The sequence below is a fragment of the Gillisella taibaishanensis genome, from assembly GCF_001938985.1.
GTDB lineage: Bacteria > Pseudomonadota > Alphaproteobacteria > Rhizobiales > Rhizobiaceae > Allorhizobium > Allorhizobium taibaishanense.
In genome coordinates, this window is sequence record NZ_MKIN01000021.1 from 223170 (window position 1) to 240671 (window position 17502).

Consider the following 17502-nt stretch of genomic DNA (forward strand, 5'->3'; position numbering starts at 1 on the left):
GTGGAATCCGGTTTTCCCGAAAAGACAAACGAAAACAAGAAAAGCTAGACGCGCGGCCAGTGAGTATTAGTAGAGGACGTTCTTGGCTTCCGGCTTGTCGATATTGTCCTTCGTGACAAGCACCACGCCGGTATCGACGAACTTCTCGACCTTCTCCTTCTTCAGGACCTTTGCCAGGGTTTCGATACCCTTTTCGCCCATCTGGTAGGAGCCCTGAACCGCAGTGCCCATCAGGGTGCCGTCCTTGACGAAATCCTGGAGGTCCTTGTTGCCGTCGAAGCCGACAGCCACAATCTTGCCGGCCTTGCCGGACTGAACGATGGCGCGGCCCATGCCGATGGCTGTCGGCTCATTGGCGCCGAAAATGCCCTTGAGATCCGAATGAGCGGCGAGAACGTCGGTCGTCTGGTTCAGAGCGGTCGCCATCTGCGACTGCGAATAGAAGGGGCCGACGATTTCCAGCTTGGAATGCGCCTTGATATAGTCGGTAAAGCCGCCGACGCGGCCGATTTCAGAACCGGCACCTGCAACGTAGGACATCACGGCGATCTTGCCCGTGGTGCCGACCTTGTCGATCAGCGCCTTGGCGCAGAGTTCGCCGGCCTTCTTGTTGTCGGTCGACAGGAAGGACTGGTAATATTGCTCGGAGCCCTTGGCCAGCATGCTGTCGATGACGATGACAGGAATATGGGCTTCCCAGGCTTTCTTGACGGCGGGCACCAATGCATCAGGATCGGACGGCGCGAGCACGATGCCGGCCACCTTCCGGTTCACGGCATTTTCGACCATGTTGACTTCGTCGGCGATGGCCGACTCCGAGGCCGGACCCTGGAAGGTCATGGTGTAATCGCCGCCGGCCTTCTTGATCGCGGCGTCGGCGCCCTTCTGGACGTTCTGCCAATAGGTCGAGTTGACCGTCTTGACGATGACGGCGATTTCAGCGGCGCTGGCGGGCAGGCTGTAGAGCATGGCGACGGATGCCAATGCCGCAAATGACAATTTCTTCATGGTTTTCCTCCGGTTGTCTGGCTTGTGAGCCGTTGATTAAAAGAACACTCCCCTGTTCTTTCTGGTGGGTCTGTTGTTACTGGTGGGTCTTATAAGGCTGGCGTGGATGTCAGCGCCGGTTGCGCAGCTGGTCGATCCAGACCGTGCCGAGAATGACCAGGCCGATAATGATCTGTTGGGTGAAGGCCGAGACGCCGTTCATGTTGAGGCCGTTGCGCAGGATACCGATCACGAAGGCGCCGATGGCAGTGCCAGAAATCGTACCGACGCCGCCGATCAGCGAGGTGCCGCCGATCACGGCGCTGGCGATAGCGTCCAGTTCATACATCACGCCCTCGTTCGGCTGGCCCGTCACAAGCCGCGACATCAGCACGCAGCCGGTCAGGCCGGCGAGCGTGCCGGACAGGATGTAGGTGAAGCTAGTGACACGCGACACGTTGACGCCCGACAGCCGCGCTGCATCGACATTGGATCCGACCGCATAGATATGGCGTCCGAGAATCGAACGGTTGAGCATGAAGGCGACGGCCAGCGCCAGCACCACCATCAGGATGACGGGATAGGGAATGCCGGGAAAGCTGACATTGGGAAAGCCGTCGTCGCCGATTGTCACCATCCGCAGGAAGGCGCCATTGCCCAACTCGCCAAAGGCATCGCCAAGGCCGGAGACCGCGCGCGCATCGGTAATCTGCAGCGCAACGCCGCGAGCAATCAGCATCATGCCCAGCGTAGCGATGAAGGGCGGCAGACGTAGCCGGGTGATGACGAAACCGTTGATCGCCCCGCAGGCCGTGCCTGTCAGGATGCCCAGTGCCATGGCCAGCGCCACCGGCCATTCCCAGTCGCGCACCGCGATAGCCGCAACCACGCCTGAAAGCGCCAGCACGGAGCCGACCGAAAGATCGATGCCGCCTGTTATGATCACGCAGGTCGCGCCGATACCGAGGAAGGCAATAGACGTCACCTGCAGCGCCACGGTCATGCCGTTGTTGACGCTGAAGAATGCAGGGCTGGTGGCCGAGAAGATCGCGATCAGCACGACAAGGCTGCCCAGCGCTGCAAACTTCTGGATGATGTCTTTCTGCCGATCGCTAAGGCGTGGCGCCTTCTTCTCGACAGAAGGCGGCATGGTCACATCCTTCATGGCGCGCTCCGCCGATAGCCTGAGGCATAGTGCATGATTTCCTCCTGAGTGGTCTTAGGCGTATCGAGGATGGCGGTGATCCGCCCCTGGTGAAACACCGCGACGCGATCCGTCAGCCCTAGAATTTCCGGCAATTCCGAGCTGATCAGCACGACGCCGATCCCATCTGCCGCCAGTTCGTCCATAATTTTGTAGATGGCGAATTTCGCGCCGACATCGATGCCGCGCGTCGGCTCATCAAAGAACAGGATGCGCGACTGGCTGAACAGCCATTTGCCAATGATGATTTTCTGCTGATTGCCGCCAGACAGCAGCCGCACGGGCTGCTGGATCGACGGCGTGCGGATATTGAGCTTGTCTACATAATGCCGGGCAACGGCATCGTGGCGCGCCTTATCCACCAAACCGTAACGGCTGGAGACCGCCTGCAGATTGGCAAGCACCATATTGGCCGAAAGCGGCATCTTCACCGCCAGTCCCTGGCTTTTGCGATCTTCCGAGAGGTAAGCGATCCCCTCGGCAATCGCATCGCGCGGCGTGCGGATCGAAAGCTCGCGGCCTTGATAAACGATCGAGCCGCTATCGGCAGGCTCGGCGCCAAACACGGAACGCGCAACTTCGGTGCGCCCAGCGCCCATCAGCCCGGCAAAGCCTAGGATTTCGCCGCGCCGGAGCGTAAAGCTGATATCGGAAAACACCCCTGCCCGCCTGAGATTCTTGACCTCGAGCAGGATCTCGTCTGATGGCACCGACAGCCGCTCCGGGAATTTCTCCTCAAGCGAGCGGCCGACCATGCGCGAGACGATCTCATCGACTGTGGTTGCCGCAAAATAAGTCGTGCCGACATATTTGCCGTCGCGCAGCACTGTCACCCGGTCGACGATTTCAGACATTTCGTCCAGGCGGTGCGAGATATAGGCAATGGCAACGCCTGAGGATTTCAGCTCGTGGATAACCTTAAACAGCAGCCGCGTTTCCTGCTCGGTCAGCGATGAGGTCGGCTCGTCCATGATCAGCACTTCGGCGTTGAGCGACAGGGCCTTAGCGATTTCCACCATCTGGCACTGCGCGACCGACAGATTGCGCACCGTCGCATCAGGCGAAATGTCAACCCCGAGCCTATCCAGGTGACGCTTCGCCTCAGCCCGCAGACGCTTGCGGTCGACAAGGAAGCTGGCCGGAAAAGGCTGGCGCGGTTCGCGGGCGAGGAATATGTTTTCCGCTACGCTCAGATGCGAAACGAGATTGAGTTCCTGATGGATGATGGCAATGCCGGCTGCCTCGGATTGCAGCGGCGAGGAAAAGCTGGCTGGCTGGCCTTTGTAGACGATCTCGCCCGCCGTTGGCTGATAGACGCCGCTGATGATCTTCATCAGCGTGGATTTGCCGGCGCCGTTCTCACCGCAGACAGCATGAACTTCGCCGGGATAGAGATCGAGCTGGACATTGGACAGAGCCAGGACCGCTGGAAATTCCTTAGTGATGCCTCGCAGGCTCAGGATCGGCTGGCCGGCACCGGGAACCGTGGTTGCGGCCGCATGCGACATGGATGTGCTCATCAGGCCCTCCTCTGCCCAATTTCGCCGGCAGGGCGGCTCTCCTCAAAACCCCTGCACCGGCGACAGAATTAAGCGCGGCCTCAAAATTGGTCAAGCCACTTTTTTATTCGCAATCGATAAAACGCGACCTATCAACCAAAACACGTTTGACAATGGGGATATAGCCCCTAGTATCGAGCAGATTAAAGGGCGCTTGCCGGTCACCTCGACATTTGGTAAGGCCAATCTGGTAAGGCCAATTTTGGCCAATGATACTAAGGCAGGCGGAGGGGAGGCCGCAGACCGCGATGGAATTAAAACCGCTCGATCCGCGCCGGCTGTATCAGCAGGTCGCCGACCAGATCCGCCAGTTTATCCAGGACCGGCAATATGCAGCGGGTGCGCGGCTTCCGAGCGAGCGGGATCTTGCCCAGCAGCTCGGCGTGTCACGGCCATCGTTGCGCGAAGCGTTGATTGCGCTTGAAATCGACGGCACCGTCGAAATCCGCATGGGCTCCGGCATCTATCTCAGCAATGACCGCGGCAATCGCAGCCAAGCCACCGGCTCGTTTGGCGAAAGCCCGAGCGAGTTGATGCAGGCGCGGATCCTGATCGAGGGGTCGAGCGCGCTTGTGGCTGCAACCCGCATCAGCGACCAGGGCCTGGAGACGCTGAGCGACATCATCGAGGGCATGGAGCGGGAAATTGCCGCCGGTCGCCGGCCGCTGGAACTCGACCGTAGTTTCCACCTGACCATCGTCACCCAATCCGGCAACAGCGTGCTTGAGCGTATCGTTGGCTCGCTGTTTGACGAACGCTACAGCCCAATTGCCGAATATTTGCAGAACCGTACCGAAAGCGAGCAATCCTGGCTGGACGCGCTGGCGGAACACCGGGCTATCTTGAATGCGCTTGAGGCTCGTGATCCATTGCTGGCCCAGGCCAGCATGCAGATGCATCTGGATGCATCACGACGACGCTGGACGCAGGAAGACGGCGCGTTCACCACCCGTAAGGTCCAGCCCGTCGCTGCCGCATCCTCCTGATCGCCGAAACCTAACGCCACCAATTTCAAGGAAAAAGCCATGTCCGCTTCCCTTCAAAACAAGAAGGTTCTGATAACAGCCGCCGGCCAGGGCATCGGCCGCGCCACGGCTCTCGCTTTCGTGCGCGCTGGCGCCGACGTCGTGGCAACCGATATCAACGAACAGGCCTTGGCGAGCCTTAGCTCCGAAGCCGGCGTCACGACCAGGCGCCTCAATGTGCTTGATGACGCCGAGGTCAAGGCAGTCGTTGCCGAGACCGGCCCCTTCGACGTGCTGTTCAATTGCGCCGGTTTCGTCCATGCCGGCTCGGTCCTCGATATGAAGGACGAAGACCTCGATTTCGCCTTCGACCTCAACGTCAAGGCGATGGTCCGAACCATCCGCGCCGTACTTCCGGCCATGCTGGAAAAGGGCGATGGCACAATCATCAACATGTCCTCGGTCGCCTCCAGCATGAAGGGCGTTCCCAACCGTTGCGCCTATTCGGTCACCAAGGCAGCCGTCATCGGGCTGACCAAATCCGTTGCCGCTGAATATGTCGCCAAGGGCATCCGCTGCAATGCGATCTGCCCCGGCACGGTCGAAAGCCCGTCGCTGCAGGACCGGCTAAAGGCCCAGGGCGATTATGATGCAGCCCGCGCTGCCTTCATCGCCCGTCAGCCGATCGGCCGGATCGGCACGCCGGAAGAGATCGCTGATCTCGCCGTCTATCTTGCCGGCGCTACCTATACGACAGGCCAGGCCTATGCCATCGATGGCGGCTGGTCTCTCTAACCGTTTCGGGTGGCCGACGGCCGGAACCGTCCGCGTGCCGCCACAGAATGAAAGGACAATTCAATGAAACTGATGCGCATTGGCCCGATTGGCCAGGAAAAGCCCGCCCTGCTCGACCAGGACGGCAAGATCCGTGATCTCTCCGCCCATGTTGCCGATATCGGTGGCGCGGCGATCTCACCCGAAGGCCTGTCGCAACTGGCGGCACTCAACACCGCCACCCTGCCGGAACTGGCACCAGGCCGGATCGGCGCCTGCGTCGCCGGCACCGGCAAATTCATCTGCATCGGCCTGAACTATTCCGACCACGCCGAAGAAACCGGCGCCACCGTGCCGCCGGAGCCTGTGATCTTCATGAAGGCCACCTCGGCCATCTGCGGACCCAACGACGAAGTTCTGATCCCGCGCGGCTCGGAAAAGACCGACTGGGAAGTCGAGCTTGGTGTGGTGATCGGCAAGACGGCAAAATACGTCTCCGAGGCTGAGGCCATGGATTATGTCGCCGGCTACTGCGTCTCCCATGACGTGTCCGAACGCGCCTTCCAGACGGAACGCTCGGGACAGTGGACCAAGGGCAAGTCCTGCGACACCTTCGGTCCGATCGGCCCATGGCTCGTCACCAAAGACGAAATCACCGACCCGCAGAATCTGAAAATGTGGCTGACCGTCAACGGCGACACCATGCAGGACGGCTCGTCGAAGACCATGGTCTATGGCGTTGCCTTCCTCGTCTCCTATCTCAGCCAGTTCATGAGCCTCCATCCCGGCGACGTTATCTCGACCGGCACGCCTCCCGGCGTCGGGCTCGGCATGAAACCGCCGCGCTTCCTGAAGGCCGGCGACGTTGTTGAACTGGGGATAGAAGGTCTCGGCACCCAAAAGCAGACCTTCATCGCCGACATCTGATCCGCGATTTCCATCGTCATCGTTTGTCTTTCGGGAAAACCGGCAACCACTTTTTCCAGACAAACTTCTAAAGGCCAATCCATGACCAAGATCACCAGCCTGCGCTCCATCGACCTGCGCTTTCCCACATCAGCCAGCCTCGATGGCTCGGACGCAATGAATCCAGACCCGGATTACTCAGCGGCCTATGTGATCCTGGGCACGGATGACACTCACCTGGAAGGTCATGGCCTCACCTTTACCATCGGTCGCGGCAATGAAATCTGCTGTGCCGCGATCGATGCCCTCACCCATCTCGTCACCGGTCTAGACCTCGACTGGGTGGAAGAAAATCCCGGCCGCTTCTGGCGCCATATCACCAGCGACAGCCAGCTGCGCTGGATCGGCCCCGACAAGGGCGCCATGCATCTGGCAACCGGCGCCGTCGTCAATGCCGTCTGGGACCTGCTGGCCAAGCGCGCCGGCAAGCCCGTCTGGCGGCTGGTGGCCGAGATGGACCCGGAAGAGATCGTCTCCATCGTCGATTTCCGCTACCTGACCGACGCCCTGACACCGCAGGAAGCGCTGGATATCCTGAAAAAGGCCCAGCCCGGCAAGGCAGAGCGCATCGCTCAGCTCGAGCGCGAGGGCTATCCCTGCTACACGACCTCGGCCGGCTGGCTGGGTTATGATGACGAAAAGCTGCGTCGTCTCTGCCATGAGGCCATCGACCAGGGCTTTACCCATATCAAGATGAAGGTTGGCCGCGACCTCGAAGACGACAAGCGCCGGCTGCGGATCGTCCGCGAAGTGATCGGCGACGAGCGGTACATGATGATCGACGCCAATCAGGTCTGGGAAGTCAACCAGGCCATCGACTGGGTCAAGGAATTGCAGCCCTATAAGCCGTTCTTTATCGAGGAGCCGACCAGCCCCGATGATATTTTCGGTCACAAGGCGATCCGGCAGGCGATTGCCCCGGTTAAGGTGGCAACCGGCGAAATGTGCCAGAATCGCATCGTCTTCAAGCAGATGATCGCCGGCGGCGCCATCGATATCGTGCAGATCGACAGCTGCCGCATGGGCGGGCTAAACGAGGTTTTAGCCGTGCTGCTGATGGCAGCGAAATACGGTCTGCCGGTGTGGCCGCATGCCGGCGGCGTCGGACTTTGCGAATATGTGCAGCATCTGTCGATGATCGATTTCGTTGCCGTGTCCGGCACCAAGGAAGGCCGCGTGATCGAATTTGTCGATCACCTGCACGAGCATTTCATCGATCCCTGCATCATCAAGGACGCCGCCTATATGCCGCCCTTCCAGCCCGGCTTCTCCATCGAGATGAAGCCGCAGTCGATAGCGGAATATACGTTCAAGGGATGAGCTTAAATAATGCCCCGTGCGTTGCCTGAACACACGGGGCATTACGATTCTGTTTCAATGCGTCAGTTTCCCGTACCTAACGCCGGTGGATTGATTTCCACGGTTGCTGTGAGACCGGAAATCAGCCGGGCGCCTTCCGGCACATTCTCGAGGTGAATGCGCACGGGTACACGCTGCGCCAACCGCACCCAATTGAAGGTCGGGGTAATGTTGACCAGCAGGCTTGAGCTGGTTTCACGCTCGCGGTCCTGGATGCCAGCCGCCATGCTTTCAACCCGACCGGTCAAAACACCATTTTGACCCATGATCCGTACCGTCGCGCGATCACCTTCGCGGATCCGCTGCAGCTTGCTTTCCTCGAAATAGGCTTCGACCCGCAGCGTATCGGTATTGACCACCGCCACCGTTGCCGTGCCACGGTTGACGTAATCGCCGACCTGCAGCGCGAAATTGCTGACTGTGCCGTTGACCGTCGACTTTACCTCGGTCCTTGCGAGATCGAGCTTGGCGATATCGCGACTGGCTAGCGCCTTGTTGTACGCAGCCTGATCCCGCTCTTCCGTCGAGATAGCCGATTCACGGGCCTGTTCGGACGCCGATTGACCGAGCCGCTCCTGGCGTTGACGTTCGCGGGTTGCTTCATCAAGTGAAGCCTTGGCCTGGGCAAGATCGGCCTCGGCCTGCGCCAGCGCCAGTTCGAAGCGCTTGGCATCGACCTTGAACAGCACGTCGCCTTTATGAACCGCCTGGTTGTCTCTCGCCATGATATCGCTGACCGGGCCTGAGACGTCAGGCGCAATCAACGCGACATCGGCGCGCACGCGACCGTCACGAGTCCAGGGCTCCTCCATGTAGTAGATCCAGAGGTGATAGGCCGCGAAGGCGGCAGCGATGACGACGACCAGGGTGACCAGCACCCGGCCCAATGATTTCAGGATATTCATGCGACATACCAGCGTGTTAGAAAGGAGAGACCTGCGATCAGCAGGATGAAAAGGGCGATGTCGAACATGCCGCGATGCCAGATGAAGGCATAGGCCCCAAGGGCCGCCAGGACTTTGCGGATCGCCATGCTGATCAACAGCGCGACCAGCATGATCACGAACAGGCGCGGCACATAGACACCGTAGATATCAAATTCAGTGGGCATGGGTATTACTCTGCGGCAAAGGAAACGGGTTGGGACTCGGCCAAGCCGAGACGTGGCGGCGTGGAACCGGTGAACAGCACGCGCCTGATGCCGACAAGTGCATCAGTCACGGCGCGTCCGGCTTCACCTTCATTGCGCATCACCGAGTCCAGCGCTTTATCTATGCTGGCGCGCAGATCCGCGTCTTCGGGCAGTTTGCCGAAACGCTTCAGCAGGCGTCGATAATGCCCAGCGATGCGGCCAAGGATATCAGAGACCAGAGCCGCACTCTCATGGCCAAGTGCTGGCCGCTGCTGCTGCAGTGTCACGACATTAAAACCAAGGCGAACATCGGCGAACCCATCGACATCGGCGAGTTCGCGCACGTTGAGCGCTGCAAGGCGTGGCACAAGCTGACCAAGCCGATCGAGGCTGCGGCTCGACAGCTGGTCGACATCGCTTGAACGCTCGCCGGACGCCGTATCGGCAAGATCGCGCCAGCCGGCCTTCATCAACCGCCGGGCCGCCAGTTCGGCGCCGAACGGTTGCGCCGCCGTTACCCAGAGCTGGGCAAAACCAATGCCAAGGATGGTGGCGAGGCCGCCATTGGCAAAACTGGTGAGATCTGCAGAATATTGATCCTGGATGGCAATCAAAGTTGCACTGTTGACCGCGAGCAGCATGAAGAACATGCCCATCTGCGGGTTGGTCATCGCAAGCCCGATGAACAGGAACAACGGCGCCAGCGTCAGGGCAAGCATTTCGAAGGAATTGACAACCGGCAGGATGGCGAACAGATAAATGAAAGCCACCGCAATCGACAATACTGTCCAGATCAGCATCCTGCGGATCATCAGAGCCGGCTGATCCTGTGCCGCGAAAAACGAGCAGGAAACGGCAACCATCGAGACAAAACCCGCTCCTTGCGCCCAGCCGCTGAAGATCCAGAAGGCGCATGATACGAGAATGCCCGCAATGACAACACCGACCTTCATCGCCATCAAGGCGTGATCGAAATGCCGCGAACCGCTCAGCACCTTGCGAGTGTGCAGAAGACGCAGCGTGTCCGAGGTGCGACCGCCGCTGGCGATATGATCACGCAAAGTCAGGCAGTCCTGCCAGAGCTCGACGACATCCTTCAGCCGGGTCAGCATGCTGGCAAAAACCAGGTCTTCCCAGCAGTTCAGCCGATCGCGGCTCTGTATGGCATCAATCCGCCTTAGGAGATCATTGCCAGCCAGTTCGGTCTCGACGCCGCCGCCGGCCTTGAACCAGTCGGCAGTGTCGTTGAGCAGGGTCACGACCTCGTCGTCCAGTCGCGACTGCTGCTTGACGGCGTGCAGACGATCGGCCAGCGAAGAGAATACCGGCAACAGCATCAGCAAACGGCCGCGCAATTCCTTTGCCTGACCGACCACGTCCTTGGTGCCGGGGTCATAGCTCAACTGGCTGATCATCAAGTCTAGACTGGCGACGTCTGAGGCCAATTGCTGGCGCTTCAGTGGCGTCGAGGGCGTGGCCCCCTCGCCGCGCAGAATGTCTTCGGCCCAGGTCCCGGCATCACGCAGCCAGACATTGATCCGGTCGCTAAACAGACTGCCGATGCTGGCGGGAAAGACGATCTGATTGACGAAGCTCGCGCAAAGAATGCCAAGCGTGATTTCTTCCGACCGCGCCAGGGCCACGTCGAAAATCGCTCCGGGATCGCTGACGCTCGGCAGCGCGATCAGCGGCAGCGTATAGCCGGCCAGCATGAACACATAGGACCGAGCAGAACGATCGAGCATCGAGATGAACAGCAGCGTGCCGGTCCAGAGCGCCACGACGAGCGACAGAAGCTCGGGCGCGTTGACGAACAGCGGCACGAAAATCACGGCTGCGGCAGCGCCAAGTAGCGTGCCGAGCACACGGTACAGCGCCTTGGATTTGGTGGCGCCGGCAAAGGGATTGGACACGATGTAGACCGCAGATACCGCCCAATAGGGCCGCGACAGGTCGAACATCAGCGCAATGTAAAGGGCCAGCATGGCGGCAGCGAAGGCCTTGCCGGAAAATACCCAATCTCTCCAAGTCGGTGCCAACATAGCCGTCAATCCTTCCTATCGAGGCTGGCACGAAGATCCGTGCAGCGGCTCTGGAATACCAGGAGAACGCGCAGCGCCGCTTCAAGATCCTTGCGAGACACACCCTCGAGCACGCCGGCCCTTCCCTCATCCAGCACGGCCTCGATCTTCGCGGCCATGCGCTCGCCTTCTGGTGTCAGCCATAGACCCTTGGCACGCCGATCGGTCGGATCATCCTTGCGGACCACCATGCCCGATGTTTCCAACTGATCGAGAAGTCGCACCAGCGATGGCCCTTCGATGCCGACCTGTTCGGCAAGGGCGATCTGCCTGATGCCGCCGCCCAGCCGCCCTATCCACACCAGCGGTGAGGCGCAGGCTTCGGAAATGCCATGTTTGGACAAAACCGCGTCGATCGACCGGCGCCAGACGCGGGCAGCGGTAAACAGTTGGCTGGTGAACTGCCGGTGCAGATCGTGATTTTGGCTGTCTTGCTCTTTTGTCATGAGCACTACATAGCACTTAAATAATTAGCTTTCAAACTATATTGATAAAAATAATGCCGAACCTACCCAGTTCGGCATATGGCATGGGATCGGCAACCAGAGCTATTGGTTGCGCAATCGGCCTTGCATGAGATCAATCACGGCGCGTGCGGCCTCCAAAACATTGGTGCCAGGCCCGAAGATGGCCGACACGCCATGATCGAGCAGGAACTGGTAATCCTGGCGCGGGATGACACCGCCGACCACGACGATGATATGAGCCGCGCCTGCCGCCCGCAACGCGTCGACAAGCTGCGGCGCCAAAGTCTTATGGCCGGCAGCTAGTGACGACAGGCCCACGACATGCACATTTTCGGAAATGGCGAGCTTGGCCGCCTCTTCCGGCGTCTGGAACAGCGGACCAGCGACCACCTCGAAACCAATATCGCCGAAAGCGGCGGAAATCACCTTCGCGCCGCGGTCATGACCGTCCTGGCCAAGCTTGGCGACCAGGATTTTCGGCTTGGTGCCAAGGCTTGCCGCAAAATCCGAAAGCCGCGTCACAACAGTTCGATATTCCGGATCTTCGGCGTAGCTGTCGCCATAGACCTGCTGCACCACCTTGGGCACAGCCGCGTGATCGCCAAACACTTGCCGCATCGCATCCGAGATTTCGCCGACCGTGGCACGCGCGCGGGCAGCCTCAACGGCAGCGGCCAGAAGGTTGCCTTCACCGGTTTCGGCAATCCGGGTCACTGCTGCCAGAGCCGACGCAACCGCCTTAGGATCGCGCCGACGCTTGGTCTCGTCCAGGCGCTTGATCTGGCCAAGGCGCACGGCGGCATTGTCGATGTCGAGAATGTCGATCTCGTCTTCACTCTCCAGCCGGTATTTGTTGACCCCGACGATAACCTCCTCACCGCGGTCCACGGCGGCTTGGCGGCGGGTGGCGGCCTCTTCGATCAGGCGCTTCGGCAGGCCATCGGCCACGGCCTTGGTCATGCCGCCTAAAGCCTCGACCTCCTCGATCAGCGCCCAGGCCTTATCGGCGAGGTCCTGCGTCAGGCTCTCGACATAGTATGAGCCGGCCAGCGGATCGACCACTTTGGTCACGCCCGTCTCATGCTGCAGGATCAGCTGGGTATTTCGAGCGATGCGGGCGGAAAATTCGGTCGGCAGCGCAATGGCTTCATCGAAGGAATTGGTGTGCAATGACTGCGTTCCACCCAGCACCGCCGACATCGCCTCGAAGGCGGTGCGGACGATGTTGTTATATGGGTCCTGCTCGGCCAGGGACACGCCTGAGGTCTGGCAATGGGTGCGCAGCATCAGCGAGGCCGGCTTTTTCGGCTGGAATTCCTGCATGATCCGCGTCCAAAGCAGACGGGCGGCGCGCAGCTTGGCCGCCTCCATGAAGAAATTCATACCGATGGCGAAGAAGAAAGACAGCCGACCGGCGAATTCGTCGACATCGAGCCCCTTGGCCAGCGCGGCGCGCACATATTCGCGGCCATCCGCCAGCGTGAAGGCCAGTTCCTGCACCAGCGTCGCGCCGGCTTCCTGCATATGATAGCCGGAAATCGAGATGGAATTGAACTTCGGCATCTCGCGGGCGGTATATTCGATAATATCGGCGACGATCCGCATGGAGGGTTCAGGCGGATAGATATAGGTGTTGCGAACCATGAACTCCTTCAGAATGTCATTCTGAATGGTTCCAGACAGCTTGTCGCGCGACACGCCCTGCTCCTCGCCGGCAACAATGAAATTGGCGAGGATCGGAATGACCGCGCCATTCATGGTCATCGACACCGACATGTCACCAAGCGGGATGCCATCGAAGAGGATCTTCATGTCTTCGACACTGTCGATCGCCACGCCCGCCTTGCCGACATCGCCCTCGACACGCGGATGATCGCTGTCGTAGCCGCGATGGGTGGCCAAGTCGAAGGCGACAGACAGCCCCTTCTGACCCGCAGCCAAATTGCGCTTGTAAAAGGCGTTCGAGGCTTCTGCGGTGGAAAAGCCGGCATATTGCCGGATCGTCCATGGCCGCCCGGCATACATGGTAGCGCGCGGACCGCGCGTGAATGGTGCAAAGCCCGGCAGCGAACCCAGGTGCTCCATGCCTTCAAGGTCTTCGGCCGTATAGAGCGGCTTGACGGCGATGCCTTCAGGCGTCTGCCATGTCAGGCTCTCGGGCGAAGCCTTCAGTTCCTTTTCGGCAAGAACCCGCCAATCTTCAATGGTCTTCTGCGTCATGGCCTATTCCCCCTCGCTTAACGTAATGACATCGGATTGACGGTAATGCTACTCAGTAGTATTTCTTACAGGATCATCAAGGAGCTTATCGATGACCGTAAAAGCGTCCGTCTCCCTCTCAGACCAGCAGGATGCATTCGCTCGCCGCTTGGTGGAACAGGGCCGGTTCTCAAGCGTAAGCGCCGTCGTGCAGCAAGGGCTGGAATTGCTTCGGGAGCAGACCGAGATGAAAGAGGCGGAAACGGCGGCGTTGCGGGCTCTGATCGAGGAGCGGCGCAAGGGGCCGTTTCTGGATGAGGACGAAAGCAGTCGAAAGATCGAGGCGATAATCGCTGCGAAGAAAGCTCAGTATGGGCTTTGATGTCGTCCGCTCCACTGCCTGCGACCAGGATCTCGATCTGATTTTCGACCATCTGGTGGAATCCTATTTGTCGCTGGGCGACGATCTGCGAGCCGCTTTCGAGCGCGCCGCCGCCCGCGTCAGAATGATCGACGCGGATATGAAGGCTCTTGGCCAGGCGCCGCATCAGGGCAGCTTGCGTCCGCTCATCGCGCCAGGCCTGCGCCAAGTCACCAAAAACCGCGCGATTTTCTATTTCGACGTCGATGAGACGCGCCGGGAGATTCGGATTCTCGCCGTGTTCTTCGGCGGGCAGGATCATCAGCGGCACATGCTGGCGCGGCTCGGCCAGAGCAAGCGGGACAGTGACTGATCCCTTGGCCAAGCTGCGCCACTGCATCACTCGAACTCCAGGATCAACTCATCCACGGCAAGGCTCTGGCCCGGCTTGGCGGCAAGCCGCTTGACGGTGCCGCGCCGTTCGGCCTTCAGGATATTTTCCATCTTCATCGCCTCGACCGTTGCCAGCGGCTGACCCGCCTCGACCACATCTCCTTCCGCAACGGCAATACCTGTGATCACGCCCGGCATCGGGCAGAGCAGCATTTTCGAGGTGTCCGGCGGCAGTTTCTTCGGCATCAGCCGAGCCAGTTCGGCCACACGCGGGTTGCGAACATGGGCGATAACATCGATGCCCCGCCAGCGCAGGCGAAGGCCCATGCCCTTGATATCGACTTTGATCGCGGCATTAGCACCATCAATGGTGATCTCGGCCAGCGTTTCGCCCGGCTTCCAGCCGGTCTCGAGCGACAAGCTCTCGCCCGTCTTGAATTGCACCCTGCCCTCATCCAGCGTCAGGGCATAGGTATCGTCGCCCAGCGTTACCACCCAATCGCGGCCAAGACGGCGGGGATGGTTGCCGAGAATGCCTGATATTTGAACGGCGCGGCTTTCCCTGATGTGGTGAGCGACGGCGGCAAAGCCGGCAAGAATGCGGGCGCTGGCTGCATCCGGCGTGACGCCGGCAAAGCCATCAGGAAATTCCTCGGCGATATAGGCCGTCGTGAGACGGCCAGCACGAAACCGCTCTTGCCCCATCACCGCAGAGAGGAAGGGTAGGTTGTGACCGATGCCTTCGACTTCGAAAGCGTCGAGGGCCTTGGCCATGGCATCGACCGCCTCACCGCGGGTCTTGGCCCAAGTGCAGAGCTTGGCGATCATCGGGTCGTAATACATCGAGATCTCGCCGCCCTCAAAGACGCCGGTATCGTTGCGCAGCACCGTACCATCGGCCTTTTCGCCCTCCTGCGGCGGGCGGTAGCGGGTCAGCCGGCCGATCGACGGCAGGAAATTACGGTAGGGATCTTCGGCATAAAGCCGGCTCTCGATCGCCCAGCCATTGAGCTTTACGTCCTCCTGGCGCAGCGCCAGCTTTTCGCCATTGGCAACACGGATCATCTGCTCGACCAGATCGAGCCCGGTCACAAGCTCGGTAACAGGATGCTCGACCTGCAACCGGGTGTTCATTTCGAGGAAGTAAAATGTGTTGGCCTTGCCATCGACGATGAATTCAACCGTGCCGGCAGAGTGATAGCCGACGGCCTTGGCCAGCGCCACGGCCTGCTCGCCCATCGCCTCGCGCGTCGCCTCATCCAGAAACGGCGACGGCGCTTCCTCGATGACTTTCTGATTGCGCCGCTGGATCGAGCACTCGCGCTCACCGAGATAAAGGCAATTGCCGTGCTTGTCGCCGAGCACCTGAATTTCGATATGGCGCGGTTCGGTCACGAATTTTTCGATGAAGATGCGGTCGTCGCCGAAAGCGTTCTTCGCCTCGTTTTTCGAGGACTGAAAGCCTTCACGAGCCTCCTCGGCATTCCAGGCGACCCGCATACCCTTGCCGCCGCCTCCGGCAGACGCCTTGATCATCACGGGATAGCCGATGCTGTAGGAAATCCGCACCGCTTCATCGGCATCGGCAATCAGCCCCATATGGCCGGGCACGGTCGACACACCGGCTTCGGCCGCAAGCTTCTTCGAGGTGATCTTGTCGCCCATCGCTTCGATGGCTTTCACGGGCGGACCGATGAAGATGATGCCGGCCTTGTCCAGAGCCTCGGCAAATCCAGGGTTTTCGGAGAGAAAGCCATAGCCGGGATGCACGGCATCCGCACCCGTTTTGCGGATAGCATCGAGAATCTTGTCGATAACGATGTAGGACTGGTTGGAGGGCGCCGGTCCAATATGCACGGCCTCATCGGCCAGTCTGACATGCAGTGCTTCGCGGTCAGCATCGGAATAGACAGCGACGGTCTTGATGCCGAGCTTGCGCGCCGTCCCGATGACGCGGCAGGCGATTTCGCCTCTGTTGGCAATGAGGATTTTCTGAATGGCCATGGTCAGATCTCAACCCCGTCATCAAAAGCCTGCGGAAAATTCTTCCGGGCGAGCTTCTCGTTGATCTTCAGCTTGGCTGTGTAGGACGCCGGGTCGAAACCACGCTCGGCAGCCAGCAATTCCCGGCCGAACAACCGGCAAAGCCGCTCGCCATCCAGATTGCCGCGCTCGAAGGGCTCAGCACCGAAATACTCCCAAAGCGCCTTCACAAAGCCGATATCCGCCAAGGCCACCGTCTGGTCCATGGTGCGGTGGCGCGGAATGGAGACCAGCTTGGTGACATCGGAATTGGCGCGGCGCAGGGTGAATTGCCATTGCGTGCCAAGAAGACCGGCCGGGAAGCCGCGATGCTTCGGCATTTCAGAGGTTTTTGCCATTATGCAGCTTTCATCGCATTACACCTCGAACACGTCGTCGAAGGATTCCGGGAAGCACTGGTGCTCCATCGTCTTGATCGGGATCGGCATGACAGCAAAGGAAAGGTATTCACTTGCTTCCTCCGAGATCCGACTTTTCATTGATCACAGAAAGATAAGCTGGCGGAACGCTATCCGTCAGCCATACGCCGTTCTCTGCCTGATAGAACTTGTACCCGTCAGTATCCATTTGCCCTGCCATCACAGACAGGACAATGGGCTTGCCATGGCGCTGCCCAACGCGATGTGCCGTCGCTTCATCGGCAGAGAGATGTACTTGCTGTCGGCTGAGGGCTTTCAATCCCTCGGCCAGAATAGCGTCAAGGAAGCGTGTTGCCGTACCATGAAACAGAAGGACTGGCGGCCTGATGGGCGCGTGACCGAGATCAACCTTGACGGAATGGCCTTGAGCAGCCCGGATTTTCTGACCATCCTCAGAAATCGTGAACCGCTTCTTGTCGCTCTCACTCACAACGGCTCTAAGGAGCGCTTCATCGAGTACATGACCGGCGCGATTGGCCTTTTCGATCAATTCATCAATGAGGGCCCAGCCCTGCTCGTCGAGATGCAGACCAATATCCTGAGGCGCATGGCGCAAGACATAACTGAGGAGTTTGCTGGTTTTCTCCGTCATT

Annotated in this window: 17 protein-coding genes; 6 read left to right on the forward strand and 11 right to left on the reverse strand. The window is 59.8% G+C overall.

Annotation, left to right across the window (positions count from 1 at the left end; translation table 11 throughout):
- Positions 1-66 precede the first annotated feature (66 nt).
- The 3 genes from BJF91_RS08295 to BJF91_RS08305 form a co-directional block, all read right to left on the reverse strand.
- Positions 67-1008 (reverse strand): ABC transporter substrate-binding protein, encoded by a 942-nt coding sequence (locus tag BJF91_RS08295; RefSeq protein WP_075614026.1) that lies wholly within the window; start codon positions 1006-1008, stop codon positions 67-69.
- Between the two features lie 109 nt (positions 1009-1117).
- Positions 1118-2152, reverse strand: a complete 1035-nt coding sequence (locus BJF91_RS08300; RefSeq protein WP_075614027.1) for an ABC transporter permease — start codon at positions 2150-2152, stop codon at positions 1118-1120.
- Positions 2149-3711 carry a sugar ABC transporter ATP-binding protein gene (locus BJF91_RS08305; protein ID WP_407639868.1) on the reverse strand — a complete coding sequence of 521 codons (1563 nt, stop codon included), beginning with the start codon at positions 3709-3711 and terminating at the stop codon, positions 2149-2151. Before BJF91_RS08305 ends, BJF91_RS08300 begins: the two co-directional genes overlap by 4 nt.
- 287 nt (positions 3712-3998) lie before the next feature.
- Between BJF91_RS08305 and BJF91_RS08310 the strand changes: the two genes are divergently transcribed.
- From BJF91_RS08310 to BJF91_RS08325, 4 genes are all read left to right on the forward strand, one after another.
- Positions 3999-4736 carry a FadR/GntR family transcriptional regulator gene (locus BJF91_RS08310; RefSeq protein ID WP_083943235.1) on the forward strand — a complete coding sequence of 246 codons (738 nt, stop codon included), beginning with the start codon at positions 3999-4001 and terminating at the stop codon, positions 4734-4736.
- Between the two features lie 39 nt (positions 4737-4775).
- Entirely contained in the window at positions 4776-5510 is a 735-nt protein-coding gene (locus BJF91_RS08315) for an SDR family oxidoreductase (RefSeq protein ID WP_075614029.1), read from the forward strand.
- Between the two features lie 63 nt (positions 5511-5573).
- Positions 5574-6416, forward strand: a complete 843-nt coding sequence (locus tag BJF91_RS08320) for a fumarylacetoacetate hydrolase family protein (protein WP_075614030.1) — start codon at positions 5574-5576, stop codon at positions 6414-6416.
- An 81-nt stretch (positions 6417-6497) separates the two neighbouring features.
- The gene (locus BJF91_RS08325; protein ID WP_075614031.1) at positions 6498-7775 is read left to right on the forward strand and encodes an L-fuconate dehydratase; all 1278 of its coding nucleotides are present in this window, start codon (positions 6498-6500) and stop codon (positions 7773-7775) included.
- Positions 7776-7837: 62 nt separating this feature from the next.
- Here BJF91_RS08325 and BJF91_RS08330 read toward each other — a convergent pair whose 3' ends face one another.
- From BJF91_RS08330 to scpA, 5 genes are all read right to left on the reverse strand, one after another.
- Positions 7838-8719 carry an efflux RND transporter periplasmic adaptor subunit gene (locus BJF91_RS08330; RefSeq protein ID WP_075614032.1) on the reverse strand — a complete coding sequence of 294 codons (882 nt, stop codon included), beginning with the start codon at positions 8717-8719 and terminating at the stop codon, positions 7838-7840.
- Entirely contained in the window at positions 8716-8925 is a 210-nt protein-coding gene (locus tag BJF91_RS08335) for a DUF1656 domain-containing protein (protein ID WP_075614033.1), read from the reverse strand. The genes BJF91_RS08330 and BJF91_RS08335 overlap by 4 nt, the downstream gene beginning before the upstream one ends.
- 5 nt (positions 8926-8930) lie before the next feature.
- Positions 8931-10988, reverse strand: coding sequence for an FUSC family protein (locus BJF91_RS08340; protein WP_075614034.1), 2058 nt, complete (start codon positions 10986-10988; stop codon positions 8931-8933).
- Positions 10989-10993: 5 nt separating this feature from the next.
- Complete coding sequence (locus BJF91_RS08345) at positions 10994-11473, reverse strand: MarR family winged helix-turn-helix transcriptional regulator (protein WP_075614035.1); 480 nt, start codon at positions 11471-11473, stop codon at positions 10994-10996.
- A 102-nt stretch (positions 11474-11575) separates the two neighbouring features.
- Positions 11576-13714: a methylmalonyl-CoA mutase gene (gene scpA / locus BJF91_RS08350; protein WP_075614036.1), complete on the reverse strand. Its 2139-nt coding sequence runs from the start codon at positions 13712-13714 to the stop codon at positions 11576-11578.
- 91 nt (positions 13715-13805) lie between these two features.
- On the opposite strand from scpA, the gene BJF91_RS08355 reads away from it, so the two are divergent.
- On the forward strand, positions 13806-14075 hold the full coding sequence (locus tag BJF91_RS08355) for a type II toxin-antitoxin system ParD family antitoxin (RefSeq protein ID WP_075614037.1): 270 nt from the start codon (positions 13806-13808) through the stop codon (positions 14073-14075).
- A complete protein-coding gene (locus BJF91_RS08360; RefSeq protein WP_075614038.1) occupies positions 14065-14427 on the forward strand; it encodes a type II toxin-antitoxin system RelE/ParE family toxin in 363 nt (120 codons plus the stop codon). The genes BJF91_RS08355 and BJF91_RS08360 overlap by 11 nt, the downstream gene beginning before the upstream one ends.
- Before the next feature lie 26 nt (positions 14428-14453).
- On the opposite strand, the gene BJF91_RS08365 is transcribed toward BJF91_RS08360, so the two are convergent.
- The 3 genes from BJF91_RS08365 to BJF91_RS08375 all read right to left on the reverse strand — a co-directional run bounded on the left by BJF91_RS08365 (position 14454) and on the right by BJF91_RS08375 (position 17501).
- The gene (locus BJF91_RS08365; RefSeq protein WP_075614039.1) at positions 14454-16451 is read right to left on the reverse strand and encodes an acetyl-CoA carboxylase biotin carboxylase subunit; all 1998 of its coding nucleotides are present in this window, start codon (positions 16449-16451) and stop codon (positions 14454-14456) included.
- 2 nt (positions 16452-16453) lie between these two features.
- Entirely contained in the window at positions 16454-16828 is a 375-nt protein-coding gene (locus BJF91_RS08370) for a hypothetical protein (RefSeq protein ID WP_075614040.1), read from the reverse strand.
- A gap of 109 nt (positions 16829-16937) precedes the next feature.
- The gene (locus BJF91_RS08375) at positions 16938-17501 is read right to left on the reverse strand and encodes an RNA 2'-phosphotransferase (protein ID WP_075614041.1); all 564 of its coding nucleotides are present in this window, start codon (positions 17499-17501) and stop codon (positions 16938-16940) included.
- Position 17502 lies beyond the last annotated feature (1 nt).

Coding starts and splice junctions, on each gene's coding strand:
- BJF91_RS08300 (WP_075614027.1), bottom strand. CDS start 2,152: ATGAAGGATGTGACCATGCCGCCTTCTGTCGAGAAGAAGGCGCCACGC.
- scpA (WP_075614036.1), bottom strand. CDS start 13,714: ATGACGCAGAAGACCATTGAAGATTGGCGGGTTCTTGCCGAAAAGGAA.
- BJF91_RS08305 (WP_407639868.1), bottom strand. CDS start 3,711: ATGAGCACATCCATGTCGCATGCGGCCGCAACCACGGTTCCCGGTGCC.
- BJF91_RS08320 (WP_075614030.1), top strand. CDS start 5,574: ATGAAACTGATGCGCATTGGCCCGATTGGCCAGGAAAAGCCCGCCCTG.
- BJF91_RS08375 (WP_075614041.1), bottom strand. CDS start 17,501: ATGACGGAGAAAACCAGCAAACTCCTCAGTTATGTCTTGCGCCATGCG.
- BJF91_RS08370 (WP_075614040.1), bottom strand. CDS start 16,828: ATGGCAAAAACCTCTGAAATGCCGAAGCATCGCGGCTTCCCGGCCGGT.
- BJF91_RS08330 (WP_075614032.1), bottom strand. CDS start 8,719: ATGAATATCCTGAAATCATTGGGCCGGGTGCTGGTCACCCTGGTCGTC.
- BJF91_RS08355 (WP_075614037.1), top strand. CDS start 13,806: ATGACCGTAAAAGCGTCCGTCTCCCTCTCAGACCAGCAGGATGCATTC.
- BJF91_RS08365 (WP_075614039.1), bottom strand. CDS start 16,451: ATGGCCATTCAGAAAATCCTCATTGCCAACAGAGGCGAAATCGCCTGC.
- BJF91_RS08360 (WP_075614038.1), top strand. CDS start 14,065: ATGGGCTTTGATGTCGTCCGCTCCACTGCCTGCGACCAGGATCTCGAT.
- BJF91_RS08295 (WP_075614026.1), bottom strand. CDS start 1,008: ATGAAGAAATTGTCATTTGCGGCATTGGCATCCGTCGCCATGCTCTAC.
- BJF91_RS08325 (WP_075614031.1), top strand. CDS start 6,498: ATGACCAAGATCACCAGCCTGCGCTCCATCGACCTGCGCTTTCCCACA.
- BJF91_RS08335 (WP_075614033.1), bottom strand. CDS start 8,925: ATGCCCACTGAATTTGATATCTACGGTGTCTATGTGCCGCGCCTGTTC.
- BJF91_RS08310 (WP_083943235.1), top strand. CDS start 3,999: ATGGAATTAAAACCGCTCGATCCGCGCCGGCTGTATCAGCAGGTCGCC.
- BJF91_RS08340 (WP_075614034.1), bottom strand. CDS start 10,988: ATGTTGGCACCGACTTGGAGAGATTGGGTATTTTCCGGCAAGGCCTTC.
- BJF91_RS08315 (WP_075614029.1), top strand. CDS start 4,776: ATGTCCGCTTCCCTTCAAAACAAGAAGGTTCTGATAACAGCCGCCGGC.
- BJF91_RS08345 (WP_075614035.1), bottom strand. CDS start 11,473: ATGACAAAAGAGCAAGACAGCCAAAATCACGATCTGCACCGGCAGTTC.